Source organism: Acetobacter estunensis (assembly GCF_011516945.1).
GTDB classification, from domain to species: domain Bacteria; phylum Pseudomonadota; class Alphaproteobacteria; order Acetobacterales; family Acetobacteraceae; genus Acetobacter; species Acetobacter estunensis.
Genome location: NZ_WOTH01000004.1, coordinates 1 through 15,840 on the forward strand (window position 1 = coordinate 1; position 15,840 = coordinate 15,840).

At 62.4% G+C, this 15,840-nt stretch carries 16 protein-coding genes and 1 riboswitch; of the genes, 13 read left to right on the forward strand and 3 right to left on the reverse strand.

Annotated features, from left to right (window positions below):
• Nucleotides 1–149: 149 nt before the first annotated feature.
• Nucleotides 150–239: riboswitch (glycine riboswitch) on the forward strand.
• 156 nt (nucleotides 240–395) lie between these two features.
• From gcvT to GOB87_RS02945, 4 genes are all read left to right on the forward strand, one after another.
• On the forward strand, nucleotides 396–1,529 hold the full coding sequence (gene gcvT, locus GOB87_RS02930) for a glycine cleavage system aminomethyltransferase GcvT (RefSeq protein ID WP_166313062.1): 1,134 nt from the start codon (nucleotides 396–398) through the stop codon (nucleotides 1,527–1,529).
• Between the two features lie 82 nt (nucleotides 1,530–1,611).
• Nucleotides 1,612–1,977, forward strand: coding sequence for a glycine cleavage system protein GcvH (gene gcvH, locus GOB87_RS02935; RefSeq protein WP_166313063.1), 366 nt, complete (start codon nucleotides 1,612–1,614; stop codon nucleotides 1,975–1,977).
• Nucleotides 1,978–2,049: 72 nt separating this feature from the next.
• Nucleotides 2,050–4,914 carry an aminomethyl-transferring glycine dehydrogenase gene (gcvP, locus tag GOB87_RS02940; RefSeq protein WP_166313064.1) on the forward strand — a complete coding sequence of 955 codons (2,865 nt, stop codon included), beginning with the start codon at nucleotides 2,050–2,052 and terminating at the stop codon, nucleotides 4,912–4,914.
• Nucleotides 4,915–4,970: 56 nt separating this feature from the next.
• A complete protein-coding gene (locus GOB87_RS02945) occupies nucleotides 4,971–5,354 on the forward strand; it encodes a helix-turn-helix transcriptional regulator (RefSeq protein ID WP_166313065.1) in 384 nt (127 codons plus the stop codon).
• Between the two features lie 21 nt (nucleotides 5,355–5,375).
• On the opposite strand, the gene GOB87_RS02950 is transcribed toward GOB87_RS02945, so the two are convergent.
• A complete protein-coding gene (locus tag GOB87_RS02950) occupies nucleotides 5,376–6,266 on the reverse strand; it encodes an NAD(P)-dependent oxidoreductase (RefSeq protein ID WP_166313066.1) in 891 nt (296 codons plus the stop codon).
• Nucleotides 6,267–6,471: 205 nt separating this feature from the next.
• Between GOB87_RS02950 and GOB87_RS02955 the strand changes: the two genes are divergently transcribed.
• Nucleotides 6,472–7,083: a protein-methionine-sulfoxide reductase heme-binding subunit MsrQ gene (locus GOB87_RS02955; RefSeq protein WP_166313067.1), complete on the forward strand. Its 612-nt coding sequence runs from the start codon at nucleotides 6,472–6,474 to the stop codon at nucleotides 7,081–7,083.
• Nucleotides 7,084–7,085: 2 nt separating this feature from the next.
• On the opposite strand, the gene GOB87_RS02960 is transcribed toward GOB87_RS02955, so the two are convergent.
• Nucleotides 7,086–7,751 (reverse strand): uracil-DNA glycosylase family protein, encoded by a 666-nt coding sequence (locus GOB87_RS02960; protein ID WP_166313068.1) that lies wholly within the window; start codon nucleotides 7,749–7,751, stop codon nucleotides 7,086–7,088.
• Between the two features lie 82 nt (nucleotides 7,752–7,833).
• A complete protein-coding gene (locus GOB87_RS02965; protein WP_166313069.1) occupies nucleotides 7,834–8,427 on the reverse strand; it encodes a LabA-like NYN domain-containing protein in 594 nt (197 codons plus the stop codon).
• Nucleotides 8,428–8,547: 120 nt separating this feature from the next.
• Between GOB87_RS02965 and folK the strand changes: the two genes are divergently transcribed.
• From folK to pyrH, 8 genes are all read left to right on the forward strand, one after another.
• Nucleotides 8,548–9,060, forward strand: a complete 513-nt coding sequence (gene folK, locus GOB87_RS02970) for a 2-amino-4-hydroxy-6-hydroxymethyldihydropteridine diphosphokinase (RefSeq protein ID WP_166313070.1) — start codon at nucleotides 8,548–8,550, stop codon at nucleotides 9,058–9,060.
• 66 nt (nucleotides 9,061–9,126) lie between these two features.
• Nucleotides 9,127–9,513 (forward strand): DNA-directed RNA polymerase subunit omega, encoded by a 387-nt coding sequence (gene rpoZ, locus GOB87_RS02975; protein ID WP_166313071.1) that lies wholly within the window; start codon nucleotides 9,127–9,129, stop codon nucleotides 9,511–9,513.
• Nucleotides 9,514–9,710: 197 nt separating this feature from the next.
• A complete protein-coding gene (locus tag GOB87_RS02980) occupies nucleotides 9,711–11,918 on the forward strand; it encodes a RelA/SpoT family protein (RefSeq protein WP_166313202.1) in 2,208 nt (735 codons plus the stop codon).
• A gap of 13 nt (nucleotides 11,919–11,931) precedes the next feature.
• A complete protein-coding gene (gene acpS, locus GOB87_RS02985) occupies nucleotides 11,932–12,342 on the forward strand; it encodes a holo-ACP synthase (RefSeq protein WP_166313072.1) in 411 nt (136 codons plus the stop codon).
• 110 nt (nucleotides 12,343–12,452) lie between these two features.
• On the forward strand, nucleotides 12,453–13,244 hold the full coding sequence (gene lepB / locus GOB87_RS02990) for a signal peptidase I (protein ID WP_194303183.1): 792 nt from the start codon (nucleotides 12,453–12,455) through the stop codon (nucleotides 13,242–13,244).
• Entirely contained in the window at nucleotides 13,231–13,998 is a 768-nt protein-coding gene (rnc, locus tag GOB87_RS02995; RefSeq protein ID WP_166313074.1) for a ribonuclease III, read from the forward strand. The genes lepB and rnc overlap by 14 nt, the downstream gene beginning before the upstream one ends.
• On the forward strand, nucleotides 13,995–14,891 hold the full coding sequence (gene era, locus GOB87_RS03000) for a GTPase Era (RefSeq protein WP_166313075.1): 897 nt from the start codon (nucleotides 13,995–13,997) through the stop codon (nucleotides 14,889–14,891). Before rnc ends, era begins: the two co-directional genes overlap by 4 nt.
• A gap of 151 nt (nucleotides 14,892–15,042) precedes the next feature.
• Nucleotides 15,043–15,780: a UMP kinase gene (gene pyrH / locus GOB87_RS03005; protein ID WP_166313076.1), complete on the forward strand. Its 738-nt coding sequence runs from the start codon at nucleotides 15,043–15,045 to the stop codon at nucleotides 15,778–15,780.
• Nucleotides 15,781–15,840: the final 60 nt, after the last annotated feature.

Here is a 15,840-nt window from a genome sequence, read left to right on the forward strand (position 1 = left end):
ATCTGCCTCCAGAGGCAAAATGCCGTTGTCATTCCAGATCAGACGCACAGGACACAGCTCTCAGAACAGAGAATAACACTCTTCAGACAAAATGTGAGAAATCCGCGTCGAAGATTCGTTTGACAGCGTAACGGCGGAATGCAAGATCAGCCTGTCGCAGCGGGAGAGACTGGCCCTGTGCCAGCGCCGAAGGAGCAACCGCCCTGGAATCTCTCAGGCAGAAGGACCCTGCGACGGAAATTTCTGGAGAGTGGTGCATCAGGCACCCGCCGACGGGATAGCGATCTCAGGCAAACGGACAGAAGGGGCGCGCAACTGAGCCGGATTATCCGGTAAGTGAGGAGCGTTCCCATGTCGTCGAATCTGTTCGTTTTCCGTTTTGCCGAGGTGTCCGCATGAGCGAGACACTTCACCATACTCCCCTCTTTTCCCTGCATGAGACGCTTGGTGCGCGCATGGTGCCGTTCGCGGGCTATGCCATGCCGCTGCAATATGCCGACGGCATCATGGCCGAGCATCTGCATACGCGGGCGCATGCCGGTCTGTTCGATGTCTCGCATATGGGGCAGGTGATTGTCCGCCCCAGAGACGGCGATATGGCGAGTGCCGCGCGCGCACTGGAACGGATCGTTCCTGTGGATGTGCTCGGCCTGAAACGTGGCCGTCAGCGCTATGGTTTTCTTACGAATGCGCAGGGCGGCATCCTCGACGATCTCATGATTGCCAATCTGGGCGACCGGTTCCTCGTGGTGGTGAATGCTGCCTGCAAGGCGCAGGACATCGCGCTGATGGAAAAGGCGCTTGTGCCGGACTGCGCGGTTGACGTGCTGACGGATCGTGGCCTTCTGGCCCTTCAAGGACCGGAGGCGGAGAAGGTTCTCGCGCGGTTGCTGCCGGTGGTGGCCACCATGAAGTTCATGGATGTGCGCAACGAAACACTGGAAGGCGTGGACGTGATCGTCGCGCGTTCGGGTTACACGGGAGAGGATGGTTTCGAGATCAGCGTGCCGGCTCTGGCGGCCGATCACATCGCTCGACTTCTGTTGGCGGAGCCGGAAGTAAAGCCCGTGGGTTTGGGCGCGCGTGACAGTCTGCGGCTGGAAGCGGGCCTGTGTCTCTACGGCGCCGATCTGGACACGACCACCACGCCGGTCGAAGGCGCGTTGGAGTGGGCCATCCAGAAGGCTCGTCGGCATGGCGGTGCGCGGGAGGGCGGCTTTCCCGGTGCGGAAGTGGTGTTGAGACAGCTTGAGGAAGGCGCTGGACGCCGCCGCGTCGGCTTGCTGGCCGAAGGGCGTGCCCCCATCCGTCACGGTGCGGCATTGTTTGCCGCGGCCGAAGACGGAGAGCCGGTCGGTCTCGTTACGTCGGGTGCGTTCGGACCGTCTCTGAAGGCGCCGGTCGCGATGGGCTATGTGCCAACCGCCTTGGCCGCTCCCGGCACGCAACTGTTTGCTGAACTGCGTGGGCGACGGGTGCCGGTGAAGGTGGCGGCCATGCCGTTCGTGCCGGCGGGATTCAAGCGCTGAAGCTATGTGGTTGGGAAACATCCTGACTCAATAATGATATTTCCAGCTCTGCTTATGGGGCTGTGGCAAGGGGAGGTGGGGAATGACACTTTATTTCACCAAGGAACATGAATGGCTGCGCGTCGAAGGCGATGTGGCGATTGTGGGAATCACGAAGCACGCGGCGGAGGAGTTGGGTGAAATCGTGTTCTTTGAACTCAATGTTTCCGCAGAGGATGTGCAGCAGGGCGATTCCGTCGCCGTGGTGGAATCCGTGAAGGCCGCGTCGGATGTCTACGCGCCGGTGGATGGGGTCATTGTCGAGGGCAATCCGGATCTTGCGAACAATCCTGAACTCATCAGCAGCGATCCGGAAGGAAATGGCTGGATGCTCAAGCTGCGCCTTACCAATGAGAGCCAGCTTGCCGGGTTGCTCGACGCGGATGCCTATGCGGCCCTGATCGGCTGACGGTTCTGGAACGCGGCAGATACGCCGCGTTCCACCTGCATATAAAATACCCTGTCTCTGTGAGGATGAATCGTGACCGTCTGGACCAGCCTCAAGCCGTCTGCCGATGCTTTCGCTTCCCGTCATATCGGCCCGCGTGAGGCCGAGATCGTGGCCATGCTGTCCGCGCTTGATGTCGGCAGCGAGGCGGAACTGCTCGATCAGATCGTGCCCTCCACGATCCGTTCCGAGCGCCCGATGGGGATTGGTTCCGGCTGGTCGGAGGTCGAGGTTCTGGCACGGCTTCGCGAACTGGCCGGGCGCAACACGGTCATGACCTCGCTGATCGGGCAGGGCTATTACGGCACGGTCTTGCCGGGCGTGATCCAGCGCAACATCTTGGAAAATCCAGCGTGGTACACGGCCTACACGCCGTATCAGCCCGAGATCAGCCAGGGGCGTCTTGAGGCGCTTCTGAACTTCCAGACGCTAGTGTGCGAACTGACGGGGTTGGATATCGCCAACGCCTCCCTACTGGATGAGGCGACGGCGGCGGCCGAGGCCATGGCGCTGGCCAAGCGTGTGGCAAAGTCGAAGTCGGACGTGTTCTTTGTGGACGCCGATACGCATCCACAGACGCTCTCGGTTCTGAAAACCCGTGCCGAGCCATTCGGGTTCCGCATTGTCGTCGGTGATCCGGCGACGGATCTCGATCCATCCGCCGTGTTCGGCGGGCTGTTTTCCTATCCCGGTAGCTCCGGGGCAATCCGCGATCCGCGTGCGGCCATCAAGGCTCTGCACGCGGCGGGGGCGATTGCCGTGATGGCGGCAGACCCGCTGGCGCTGACGGTGCTTGCCGCGCCGGGCGATCTGGGCGCTGATATTGCTGTTGGCTCCATGCAGCGTTTTGGCGTGCCGATGGGTTTTGGCGGCCCACATGCGGCCTATATGGCCGTGCGCGATGCTTACAAGCGCAGCATGCCCGGGCGTCTGGTGGGCGTATCCATTGATGCGTCCGGGCAGCCCGCCTATCGGTTGGCCCTCCAGACCCGTGAGCAGCACATCCGCCGTGAAAAGGCGACATCGAATATCTGCACGGCACAGGTGCTTCTGGCCGTTATTGCCAGCATGTATGCGGTTTATCACGGTCCTGAAGGGCTGGTGGCAATCGCAAAACGTGTGGCGGGATTGACGGCGGCTCTGAGCGCGGGCCTGCGTTCGCTTGGCGTGCATGTGGATACGGAATGTGTGTTCGACACGTTCACGGTGCGTGTCGCGCCTGAGGAGGCGGAAACGATTCATGCTCGCGCCGTCGCGGCCGGGATGAACTTCCGTCGCGCGGGGACGGGTGTGATCGGTCTGTCACTGGATGAGACGACGACGCCCGAAGTGGTGGAAGCCGTGTGGCGTTGCTTCGATCCGGAGTGTCCGGTGGGTGCGCTGGCCGCTGCCGCGAACGGATGTCCGGAACTCTCCGCTGCGGTTCCACCCGAACTGCGTCGTGAAAAGCCGTTCCTGTCTCAGGAGGTGTTCAACACGCACCGATCTGAGACGGACATGCTGCGCTATCTCCGTCAGCTTTCCGACAAGGATCTGGCGCTGGATCGCTCCATGATCCCGCTCGGCTCCTGCACGATGAAACTGAATGCCACGGTGGAGATGATGCCCATCACATGGCCCGGTTTCTGCGATCTTCACCCCTTTGCGCCTGCCAGCCAGACGCAAGGATATGCCGAACTGTTCCGCGATCTGGAGGGCTGGCTCTGCGCGATCAGCGGTTATGACGCGGTTTCGCTCCAACCCAATTCCGGTGCGCAGGGCGAATATGCCGGCCTTCTGGCCATTCGCGGCTGGCAGCGCGCACGTGGGCAGACGCAGCGCGATGTGTGCCTGATCCCGGCCTCCGCCCACGGCACCAACCCGGCTTCTGCCCAGATGGCGGGAATGAAGGTGGTGGTCGTGCGGTGTGACGCCAGCGGCAATGTGGACATGGAGGATCTGAAGGCAAAGGTCGCGCAGCATGCGGACACGCTGGCGGCCATCATGATCACCTATCCCTCCACGCACGGCGTGTTCGAGGAAAACGTGCGTGACATCTGCGCGCTGGTGCATGAGGCGGGAGGGCAGGTCTATCTCGACGGTGCGAACATGAACGCGCAGGTCGGACTGTCGCAGCCGGGCAAATATGGCGCGGATGTCAGCCATTTCAACCTGCACAAGACGTTCTGCATTCCTCACGGCGGCGGTGGTCCCGGCATGGGGCCGATTGGCGTGCGCGCGCATCTTTCTCCGTTTCTGCCGGGACGCCCGGAGGAAGGAGAGGCGCTGGCTGTGTCGGCTGCCCCCTTCGGTTCCGCGTCCATTCTGCCGATTTCATGGGCCTATATCCGCCTCATGGGCGATGCCGGACTGGCAAGGGCGACGACGCTTGCGCTTCTGAACGCCAATTACATCGCAACCCGTCTGTCGGGGGCGTATCCGATACTGTATCGGGGTGTGAACGGGCGTGTGGCGCATGAGTGCATCGTGGATCTGCGGCCCATAAAGGAGACATCGGGCGTCACGGTGGATGACATCGCCAAGCGCTTGGTGGATTTCGGGTTTCACGCGCCGACGGTGAGTTTCCCGGTGGCGGGGACTTTCATGATCGAGCCCACCGAATCCGAAGGAAAACGCGAGTTGGACCGGTTCTGTGCTGCCATGCTCGCGATCCGTGAGGAAATCCGTCAGATCGAAGAAGGGCGTATCGCTGTGCAGGATGCGCCTCTGCGTCATGCGCCGCATACGGCCCGCGATCTGGCGTCCGAGTGGGAGCGGGTGTATTCACGCAGTGAAGGGTGCTTCCCGCCCGGAGTGGATCCTGCGACGAAATACTGGCCAGCGGTCGGGCGTATCGACAACGCGCATGGGGATCGCAATCTGATCTGTTCCTGTCCGGAACCTTCCTTTTACGAATGAGTTTGAAGTCGCAGGAAGCGCCGTCCAAACGGCGTAATCTTCGAACAGGACATGCAATGGCACGAGCGCCGTCCGCTCTGAAGGCGGAGTTGGGGAGTCATGAAACGCTGGGACAGCGTATTCGCGCGCTGCGGCAATATGCGGGCATGACGCAGGCCAAACTGGCCACGGTGCTTGGGCTTTCACGCAGTGCGATTGCGCATTGGGAGACGGACCGGGACGGGCGTGTGCGTCAGTATCTGCCGCGTCTGGCCGAACTTTTCGAAGTGCCGCTCGAGGTTTTTCTCAATGGCATGGCTACGCAGGAAGCCGTGGTCGAACTAACCATCGATGAGGTGGATCTTCTGCGTCTCTACCGCAGCCTCGATGTGGGGGAGCGGCTTTCCGTGCAGCGCTCGATCATGCGTCTTCTTCGGCGCAGGCAGAAGGCGGCCCCGTAGGCCGCCTTTCCTGGACTGATGTCAGCCGTCATTGGCGACTGTGTGTTCCATCACGCGGATCAGACTGGAATAATCCTCATTGGGTGACAGGCGGCGCGTCAGTGAAAGCTGCTGTGTAGTGGCGGCGAGCGTTGGCACCGGCACGGCTTCGCGGGCCGCTGCGTCGAGCAGGAGGCGCATGTCTTTCTGCATCAGGCGTGCGGGGAACTGCGGCGCGAAGTCACCCTCCTTCGCTGCTTTGAGCTTGCGCTTGTGGTGAGGGGAAATCACTGCCACCTGATCGAGCGCGTCGAACAGCATGGACCGATCGAGACCTGCGGCCAGACCATAGCCCACGGCTTCAGCCAGAGCGGCGAGACCGGCTCCCATGATCCCGTTGATGACGAGCTTGAGTCGGGCGCCGCTGCCTGAAGGGCCGGTGTGAATCGTGATCTTTCCGATGGCGTCGAAGATGGGTGCTGCGTTCGTCACGTCTTCTTCGCTGCCACCCGCCAGCACGACCAGAGTGCCCGATTGCGCTTCCGGTGTGCTGCCGGAAACAGGCGCATCGATGACGGTGACGCCGGCTTTCTTCCCGGCTTCAAGCAATTCCGAGGTGGCTTCGGGGGAGACGGACGAGGTGTTGATGAGCACGCTGCCGCGCTTCATGCCTGCAAGCGTGCCATCCGCGCCATACATGGAGGCCGCTAGCGCCTCATCGTCCGGCACGCAGGCAATGACCACATCGGCCTGTTCTGCCAAAGCCTTTGGGGAGGGGAGCATGGCGACGGCAGGGTCCGGGCTTTTCCCCGAGGGTGTGTAGGCGGTGATCGTATATCCGGCGGTGCGCAGATGTGCGCCCATGCGGCTGGCCATGGCGCCAAAGCCGATGAAGCCGATCCGGGGCGTGTTGGCGGGCGAGAGTTGGGGCATGGGGGAGGTGTCCTCCGAAGAAGGGAAGCGGCAGGCGAGCCGGTTACGGATCCGTTCCTGTCCGTGATGAGGAAAGACTGAAAGCTGCGTAGGAAAGGGTCAAGGGAGAGAAGGCTTCTGAAAACGCAGGCGTGATCGCGCTCTTGCCTGTTCCTACAAGCGTGAAAGACGATAGACAGGATATTCAGGACGGAGGACCGCCTTCATGAAAGCCCGCAACCGTCGCCAGCGTTTCCTTTCGCGTCCTGTGGAAGAATGTCTGGTCTGGCTGCTTTTTCTGGTGCCGGCCGCGTCAGAGTGGTGGGCGGCCCGGACGGGGGAACTGGGCGCGCATCCCGTGACGCAGGCTGAGAAAGATCTTGGCCTGTGGGCCTTTCGTTTCCTGTTGCTGACGCTGGCGATTACGCCTTTGCGCCGTTACGCTCGTATTGATCTTATGAAGTGGCGTCGTGTGGCAGGGCTACTGGCGTTTACCTATGCCGTGTTGCATGTGGGCGTGTATGCTGTGGGAGAGCGTCAGGGCGATCTGGCAAGAATTCTTCATGACCTTGCCAATAGGCTTTTTCTACCGTTCGGATTGGCGGCCTTCCTGATCCTTCTAGCCTTGGCGGTCACATCCCAACAGTTTTCCATGAAGCTACTGGGACGTCGCTGGCGGATCCTACACCGAGGCATTTACGCTGCGGCCATTCTGGTGACCGTACACGACCTTCTTGGACATAAGCACTGGCTTGGGGCGCCGCTGGTGTATGCTTTTATCGCCTGCGGACTGGTCGCCATGCGATCCGTTCGACGCCCGCCGGTCCGACTGCTCTGAAATCAGAAGACGGCGCTGTGCGTGTCGATTTCCTGACGGATGTCGCCAATCAGCCGACGCAGCCCCTCGCGCGTGACCAGTCCTGTGGTGAGATTGCGGGCGGAGAGATGGTGCGTGTCCGCAATTCTGAGGCCATCGGGCATCGTTGTGAGCCGGTTATGGCGGAAACTTACGCGTGAAAGAGGGATGCCGCAGGCCGCCACGGTGGCGTTGTGGGCGAGCAGACCAAGCGCCAGAACGACCCGCAGATCGGCCATGGTCTGGAGTTCCGAGCGCAGGAACTGGTTGCATGTGGCAATTTCGGAGGGTTGGGGCAGCCCGGCTGGTGGGGCGCAGCGCATGGCTGAGACCATGCGGGCGGCGGTGGGTGTGAATCCCTGCGCGTTCCCACTCTGCGTTGCGCGCGTCCCGAACGCGAATTCTTCCAGAATCTCGTGCAGTAACTCTTCCGCCTGAAGATCGGGAAGCAGGGTGGTCGTGCCATCGGCGTGAGGAGCGGGTGCAAGTCCTACGATGAGGAGGGGAGCGTTTTGCGGTCCGCGTGGCGGCCGGGGGGCATGTCCCGGTGACAGAGCGCGGCTCTGAACGATCCGAGGGCAGAGTGGGCAGTCCGCCGCAGGCTCATGAGCGAGGGCGGTGTCGATGACGGGAGAGGGAAGGACGCTCATGATGAGATGGGGCTCCGGTGTCGGGAAGCGGTGCTCCCGCCTCGGCGAGCGTCAGTCGGGCCGAGGGCAGGGGCAGGCCGGATCATTCCTCTTCGCTGGCCTGATCGGCCGGGTGGCGAATCGGCGCCTGTTTCGGGCGGGGCTCGGTCTGGCGGCGGGTGATGTCTTCGGCAATGTCGGCCAGTTCGATGAACTGATCGGCCTGACGGCGCAGGTCATCGCCGATCAGTGGCGGTGAGGAGCGCATGGAGGAAATGACCGACACGCGCACACCCTGCCGTTGCACGGCTTCCACCACACGGCGGAAATCGGAATCGCCCGTGATCAGGATGGCATGGTCGATGTGCGGGGCAGCCTCCATCATGTCCACCGCGATTTCGATGTCCATGTTGCCCTTCACGCGGCGGCGACCGCTCTGGTCGGTGTATTCCCGTGCCGTCTTCGTGACGAGGAAATAGCCGTTATAGGACAGCCAGTCCGTGAGCGGCTTGATGGGCGAATATTCATCGGTGTCGAGAATGGCGGCGTAATAATGGGCGCGAAGCAGATGCGTGCGTTTGGTGAAGAAATCCAGCATCTTGCGGTAATCAACGTCGAATCCGAGGCCGCGGGATGCGGAATAAAGACTTGATCCGTCAATGAAGAGGCAGGTGCGTTCGGTATTGTGAATGATCATGCAGTTGTGTCTTCCTTGAATGCGCTGGAGTTTTTGATAAACAGGTTAAGTTTCCGTTATATCAGTCCACTAATCGTTGTTTTTTGACGCGAGGACGGTGAGGAAGAAAGGGGGACTTCCGTGGAGGTTGTCATCGCCATCGGCGCCAACCTGGCTGGTCCAGACCCTCTGACCGGTGCCCTTGTGTCGCCGTCCGCGACATGTGACGCAGCAGTGGAAGCCCTGCGCGCCACGCCCGGTCTGAAAATCGTTTCGGTTTCTCCATGGTACGAGAGTGAACCGATCCCTCCATCCGGCCAGCCTCCCTACATAAATGGGGTGGTGGTCGGCAAGACCTCTCTCTCTCCTCTTGTCCTCCTTGATACACTTCATCACATTGAAGCGCAGTTCGGACGCCAGCGCAGTGTCGTTAACGCGGCGCGTACGCTCGATCTCGACCTTATCGATGCGGGTGGCCTGATTCGTACGGAGGGCCGTCCCCTGCTTCCCCATCCACGCGCGACCCAGCGCGCTTTCGTGTTGCTTCCCTTGCGCGATGTATGGCCGGATTGGCGCGATCCGCTCACAAAACGCACGGTGGAGGATTTGGTTTCCGCTCTGCCGCCCCAGACAATCCGCCGTTTGATGCCATGATCGCTTCCCTCGGGCGCTATGGGGTGCTATGAAAGGCCTCTTAATGGATTTCCTGGAGGCCACTTCATGGCGCGCGTCACGGTCGAAGATTGCGTCGACAAGGTACCGAACCGCTTCGAACTGGTTCTTCTGGCCGCTCAGCGGGCGCGTAATCTCGCTCGCGGCGAGGAGTTGACGGTCGATCGCGACCACGACAAGAACCCCGTCGTCGCCCTGCGTGAAATTGCGGACCAGACCGTTCCGCTCGAGTCGCTGCGCAACGATCTTGTCCGCTCGCTCGCCCGTGCGCCAGAACCTGAGCCTGCCGATGAAGAGGTTCTTGACCTCATTCCCACCGAGCAGAACATCTTCGGACTGCAGGAAAGCTCGGCCGAAGAGGAAGTGACCGATCTTTCCCCTGAGGAAATGAAGGCCGCGTTCGAGGCCGAGATGTCAGGTCGCGGCAAGCGCTGACACTCTGAATTTGCCTCCGGGCTTTCGGGTTCGGAGCATGAATCTGGAGATGGCGTCATCCCCGTGAGCGTTCCCGTTCCGTCTCTCTTCCGCTTCTGTCTTTTGGATGGAGTGCGGTTGTGAGCGGCGATCAGGAACTCTTCCCGGGAGGGCGTGGCAGCCCCCTTCTTCCGCCGGTTCTGGCGCAGGATGAAGGGATGGATATTACGCCCGATCGTCTGATCCGGCGGATACAGCGATATAATCCCACTGCCGACGTGGCGCTCGTGGAACGTGCCTTTGCCGTGGCACGGGACGCGCATGAAGGTCAGCTGCGTGACGCAGGTGATCCCTACATCACGCATCCTCTGGCGGTCGCGATGATTCTGGCGCGTTTCCATATGGACGTGCCTTCCATTGCCACCGCTCTGCTCCACGACACGATCGAGGACACGGGCATTACGGTGGAGACGCTGCGCGAGCAGTTCGGTCCCACCATCGCGGAACTGGTGGACGGCGTCACCAAGCTCACCCGTCTCGAACTCCAGTCCGACCGGACGAAGCAGGCGGAAAACTTCCGCAAGCTCGTGCTGGCGATGTCGCGTGACATTCGCGTGCTCATCGTCAAGCTGGCGGACCGTCTGCACAACATGCGCACGCTGCATTTCGTGCAGCGCGAAGACCGTCGCCGCCGCATCGCGCGCGAGACCATGGATATCTATGCGCCGCTGGCCGGGCGCATCGGTATGGATCGGGTCAAGACTGAGTTGCAGGGTCTTGCCTTTGCGCAACTGGAGCCGGAGGCCGATGCCACCATCCGCGCCCGCCTGAACTATCTGCGTGGGCAGGGTGCGGACATCATTGAGGATGTCCGGCGTGAACTGATCCGTTTGTGCCATGAGGCGGACATCAAAGATGTCGAGGTGAAGGGGCGCGAAAAATCGCCCTATTCCATTTGGGAGAAGATGCAGCGCCGCAACGTGGCGTTCGAGCAGCTTTCCGACATCATGGCGTTCCGCATCATCGTGGACACGCGCGAGGAGTGCTATGCCGCTCTCGGTGCGATCCATGGCGCGTTCCCCATGATCGCGGGACGGTTCAAGGATTACATCTCCACACCAAAGGCCAACGGTTATCAGAGCCTGCACACGGGCGTGACGTTGCGCCACCCGCGCAACCAGAAGATTGAGGTGCAGATACGCACCCACGAGATGAACGACATCGCGGAAAACGGTGTCGCGGCGCACTGGGCCTACAAGCAGATGCCCGCCGGGGATGCCGCCATCGAGGCCGCGCAGGGCATGAAACGGCCCCGCTGGGTGCAGGATCTGCTCGAAATCCTTGAGGATTCGGCGGCGCCTGACGAGTTCCTCGAAAACACCAAGCTGGAACTTTATCAGGATCAGGTCTTCTGCTTCACGCCGAAGGGTCAACTCATTCCCCTGCCGCGTGGCGCCACGCCCATCGACTTTGCCTATGCCGTGCACAGTCAGGTCGGCGATGCCTGCGTAGGCGCGAAGGTGAACGGGCGGCTGGTGCCTCTGCGCCACGAACTCCAGAACGGCGACCAGGTCGAGATCATGACCGCGCGGGGCGGTGCGCCGTCGCCGTCATGGGAACGGTTCGTCGTCACCGGCAAGGCCCGCGCGCGCATCCGGCGCTATGTGGCGCAGCAGCAGCGGCAGGTCTCGCTCGATTCCGGCAAGGCGACGCTCGCCAAGGCTTTCCGGCAGGAAGGTGTGGACGGGTCCGAGAAAGTGCTGGAGACGCTGCTCAAGGATCTCAAGCAGGCATCGGTCGAAGACCTGTATGTGGCGGTGGGCACCGGCAATATCGGTCCGCGCGACGTCGTGCACGCGGCCTATCCAGAACTCAAGCGTACCACTCGCGGCCCGCGCATGATCCCGGGACTGGCGGCCCGTCCTCCTGTCGCCCGGCAGAAGGCGACAAGTGGCGGCAGCGCGCCACTTGTCGGGTTGGGATCGGGCATTGCAGTGCATTTCGCCGGGTGCTGCCATCCACTGCCGGGCGACAAGATCGTGGGTGTCGTAGCGACAGGTAAAGGCGTGACCATTCACGCGGCCAACTGTCAGACGCTGGAAGCCTTCGCCGCCACGCCCGAGCGGTTTCTGGATGTGGACTGGGATTATGCGGCGCTCGGCAAAGGGGGCGCATCGTCCGCTGGACCTTTCATCGGGCGGGTGACGGTGATCGCGGCCAACGAACCGTCCACGCTTGCCGCCATCACCAATGCTGTCTCCAAGCAGGACGGCTCGATCGTGAATCTCAAGATCGTACACCGGCAGCTCGATTTTATGGAAGTGCTGGTGGATGTGGAGGTGCGTGATCTCAAGCACTTGTCCAGCGTCATTGTGGGGCTGCGGTCGTCCGAGGGAATCTCGCAGGTCGAGCGGGCGCGGTCGTGAGCCGGAGCGCGGCATGATTATCGGCACCGGCATGGATCTGTGCGACATGCGTCGCATCGAGCGGGCCATCGAGCGCTTTGGGGAGCGGTTTCTCCTGCGCGTCTTTACGGAAACCGAGCGCGCGCGGGCCGAGCGGAGGCATGGCGCGGCCCGCATCGGGGCCTATGCCAAGCGCTGGGCGGCCAAGGAAGCCTGCGCCAAAGCGCTGGGCACCGGCTTTGCCGCAGGCGTGTTCCATAGCACGATCGGCGTGAGCAACCGGCCTTCCGGGCAACCCGATCTCACCCTGACCGGAGGGGCCGCCGCCCGACTGGCGGATATGGTGCCGCCCGGTCATGTGGTGCACCTGCATCTCAGCCTTACGGATGATACGCCCTATGCGCTGGCACAGGTCATCATCGAGGCCGTGCCGTCCGTGGGTTGACAGCGGGGCAGGCGGGCGGCTTCATCCGCCATCCCCGATGGCACCTCTTGCTGGCATACGCGCCGACGGAGCCTGATGGGATGGCGGAGATAACGGACAGAATGACGCGGATGAACGACACCACTTCAACGGAAAAGCCGCAGCGGCAGGGCGAAAGCCTCTTCCAGATGGTCCGTTCTTTCGTGAGCGTGGTGCTGCTTGTGCTGGTGGTGCGGACGTTCCTCTACGAGCCGTTCAACATTCCTTCCGGTTCCATGATACCCACGCTTCAGGTGGGGGATTATCTGTGGGTGTCCAAATACAGCTACGGGTATTCGCGCTATTCCTTTCCGCTTTCCCCGCATCTGTTCGACGGGCGCATCTGGGGTGCCGAACCGCACCGGGGCGACGTGGCGGTGTTCCGTTTCACCAAGGACACGTCCATCGATTACGTGAAGCGCATCATCGGCCTGCCCGGCGATCATGTGCAGGTGCGTGAGGGGCAGCTCTATCTCAATGGCGCGCCGGTGCCGTGCGTCCCGCAGGGCGGTTACACGGAGGTCGATGAAAACCATCTCCAGACCGAAGGGCGCGAATGCCGGGAGACGCTTCCGGGCAGCGCGGGTGCTCCGCCGGTCACGCACGGCGTACTGCGTTTCACCAATGAGGGTATGCAGAACGACACGCCGGAATATGTCGTGCCGCCGGGTTATTTCTTCGCCATGGGCGACAACCGGGACCACAGCGCCGACAGCCGTTTCATGGGGGAAGGCAGCGAGGATCTGGGGTTCGTGCCCATGGAGAACCTCGTCGGTCGCGCGGGGATGATCTTCTTCTCGGTGGATTCGACGCATCCCTTCTGGCAGTTCTGGACGTGGCCCACGGAGATCAGGTGGGCGCGTCTTTTCCATGTCGTGCATTGACCGGTCGGGAGACGGAAACGTGGAAACCCCGGAACTGGGCGCGCTTGAACACCGCATTGGGCATCGCTTTGCGAAGCCGGATCTGTTGCGTGAGGCTTTGACACACCGCTCGGCTGCGCATCAGCAGGCCACATCGCGGCGCGGACGCCGCAGCGGCACCAAGGGCGAAGGTTCCAACGAGCGTCTGGAGTTCATTGGGGATCGTGTGCTCGGGCTGCTGATGGCCGAATGGCTGCTGGAGCGTTATCCGGGCGAGCAGGAAGGCGCGCTCGGATCGCGGCACGCGCACCTCGTCTCGCGCACGGCTCTGGCGGAGATCGCGCAGCGCATGGGGCTGCCGGAAGCCCTGAACGTGGCGGCGCACGAAGAGCGTATCGGCATCCGCGAGACGGCGAATGTTCTGGCCGATGCGCTGGAGGCCATTCTGGGGGCTCTCTATCTGGACGCGGGACTGGCCCCCGCGCGGGCGCTCGTGCGGAGATGGTGGGCAGATTTTATTCAGGCGCAGGCGAAGCCACCCAAAGACCCCAAGACGGGCTTGCAGGAATGGGTGCTGGCGCGGGGCATGGGGTTGCCGGTCTATGAAACGATCAGCGCCGATGGCCCCTCCCATGCGCCGCACTTCGTCATGGCCGTGAAGGCGGCCGGACTGGTGGGCGAGGGGGAAGCAGGCAACAAGCGTGCAGCGGAAAGCGCAGCGGCGGCGGATCTGCTGGCGCGCCTGATGGCACAGCGGGGAACGGGATCGAAATGACCGAGACACGATGCGGCTTCGCGGCGCTGGTGGGCGCACCGAACGCCGGAAAATCCACGCTGCTCAACCGGATGGCGGGCGCGAAACTCTCCATCGTCAGTCCCAAGGCGCAGACGACACGCTTTCGGGTGCTGGGGATTTTGATCCGCCATCACACGCAGATCCTGATCGTGGACACGCCGGGTATTTTCCGTCCGCGCCGCAAGCTCGACCGCGCCATGGTGGCTGCCGCGTGGACCGGCTCCGATGACGCGGATGTCACGGTTCTGCTGGTGGACGCGAAAGCCGGTCTGGATGAGGCTGCGACGGCGGTGATCGACCGTCTGGCGCAGTCGAAGCGGCGTGTGTGGCTGGCTCTCAACAAGACCGATCTGGTGACGCCGCAGGCGCTTCTGCCGCTCACCGCCGCCATTGCGGAGAAACTGCCGGTCGAGCATGTGTTCATGATCAGCGCCCGCTCGGGCAGCGGTGTGGACGATCTTCTCGACAAACTGGCCGAGAGCCTGCCTGTCGGGCCGTTCCTCTACCCTGAAGACGACATGACAGACCTGCCCGACCGTCTTTTGGCGGCGGAACTGGTGCGTGAGCAGATCTTTCTTCAGACGCATGAGGAAGTGCCCTACGGCGCCACGGTGGAGACTGAAAGTTTTGCCGAGCGGCCCGATGGTTCCGTACGCGTCGATGTGACGATCTATGTTGGTCGCGCGAGCCACAAGGCCATCCTGATCGGGGAGAAAGGCCGGCGCATCCGCGAGATCGGACAGAAGGCGCGGCTCCAGTTGGCCCGGCTTCTGGACCGTCCCTGTCACCTGTTTCTCAACGTGAAGGAGCGGGCCGGATGGGACGAGGAGCGGGCCCGTCTGCGCGCGCTCGGGTTGGACGACAACGCCTGACAATTTCGCCAGCGGGACGGGGAAAGACCTGTTCCGTTCTTGTGGGATGGGGCATCGGGCGATATGAGGGGGCCTCGGACCCTGTGGGTCACGGTCCGCTTGGAGCGTGGCGGATGCGGGGCATGTCCGATCGTCCGTGCATTGAGGCAAGATGAATACCACCGCTCAAGGCTCCGCCGCACCGCGCCGCGTCCTCCTGAAACTCTCCGGTGAAGCGCTGATGGGTGGCGCCCAGTATGGCGTCGATGCCCAGACGGTGGACCGCATCGCCAGCGACGTGGCCGAAGTGTTCCGCAGCGGCGTGCAGATCGGCATCGTGGTCGGCGGCGGTAACATTTTCCGTGGCCTCACCGCTGCCGCGCGCGGCATGGACCGCGCGCAGGGCGACGCCGCCGGGATGCTGGCGACTGTCATCAACGCGCTGATGGTGCAGAACGCGCTCGAACGTCAGGACGTGCCCACGCGGGTGCTTTCGGCCATCGAGATGTCGTCCATCGCCGAGCCTTACATCCGTCGCCGCGCCGTGCGTCACATGGAAAAAGGCCGCGTCGTAATCTGCGCCGCCGGCACGGGCAATCCCTTCTTCACGACGGATACGGCGGCGGCGCTGCGTGCGGCTGAACTGGATTGCGATCTGCTGCTCAAGGGCACACAGGTGGATGGCGTGTACAGCGCCGATCCGCGCAAGGATCCCGATGCCGTGCGTCATGACAGACTGACTTACATGGAAGTCCTTTCGCGCGACTTGAATGTCATGGATGCGGCCGCCATCAGTCTGGCACGTGAGAATCGCTTGCCCATCGTGGTCTTCAATCTTCACGAAGATGGATCTTTCCAGCGCGTGATGCGTGGCGAAGGCCCCTATACCCGTATCGAGGAAACCGATTGATTCAGCGCAAGGACGCGCGCTGAGCGTTGTGATTGAACCGGAGCACCGGTTGCTTCCGGT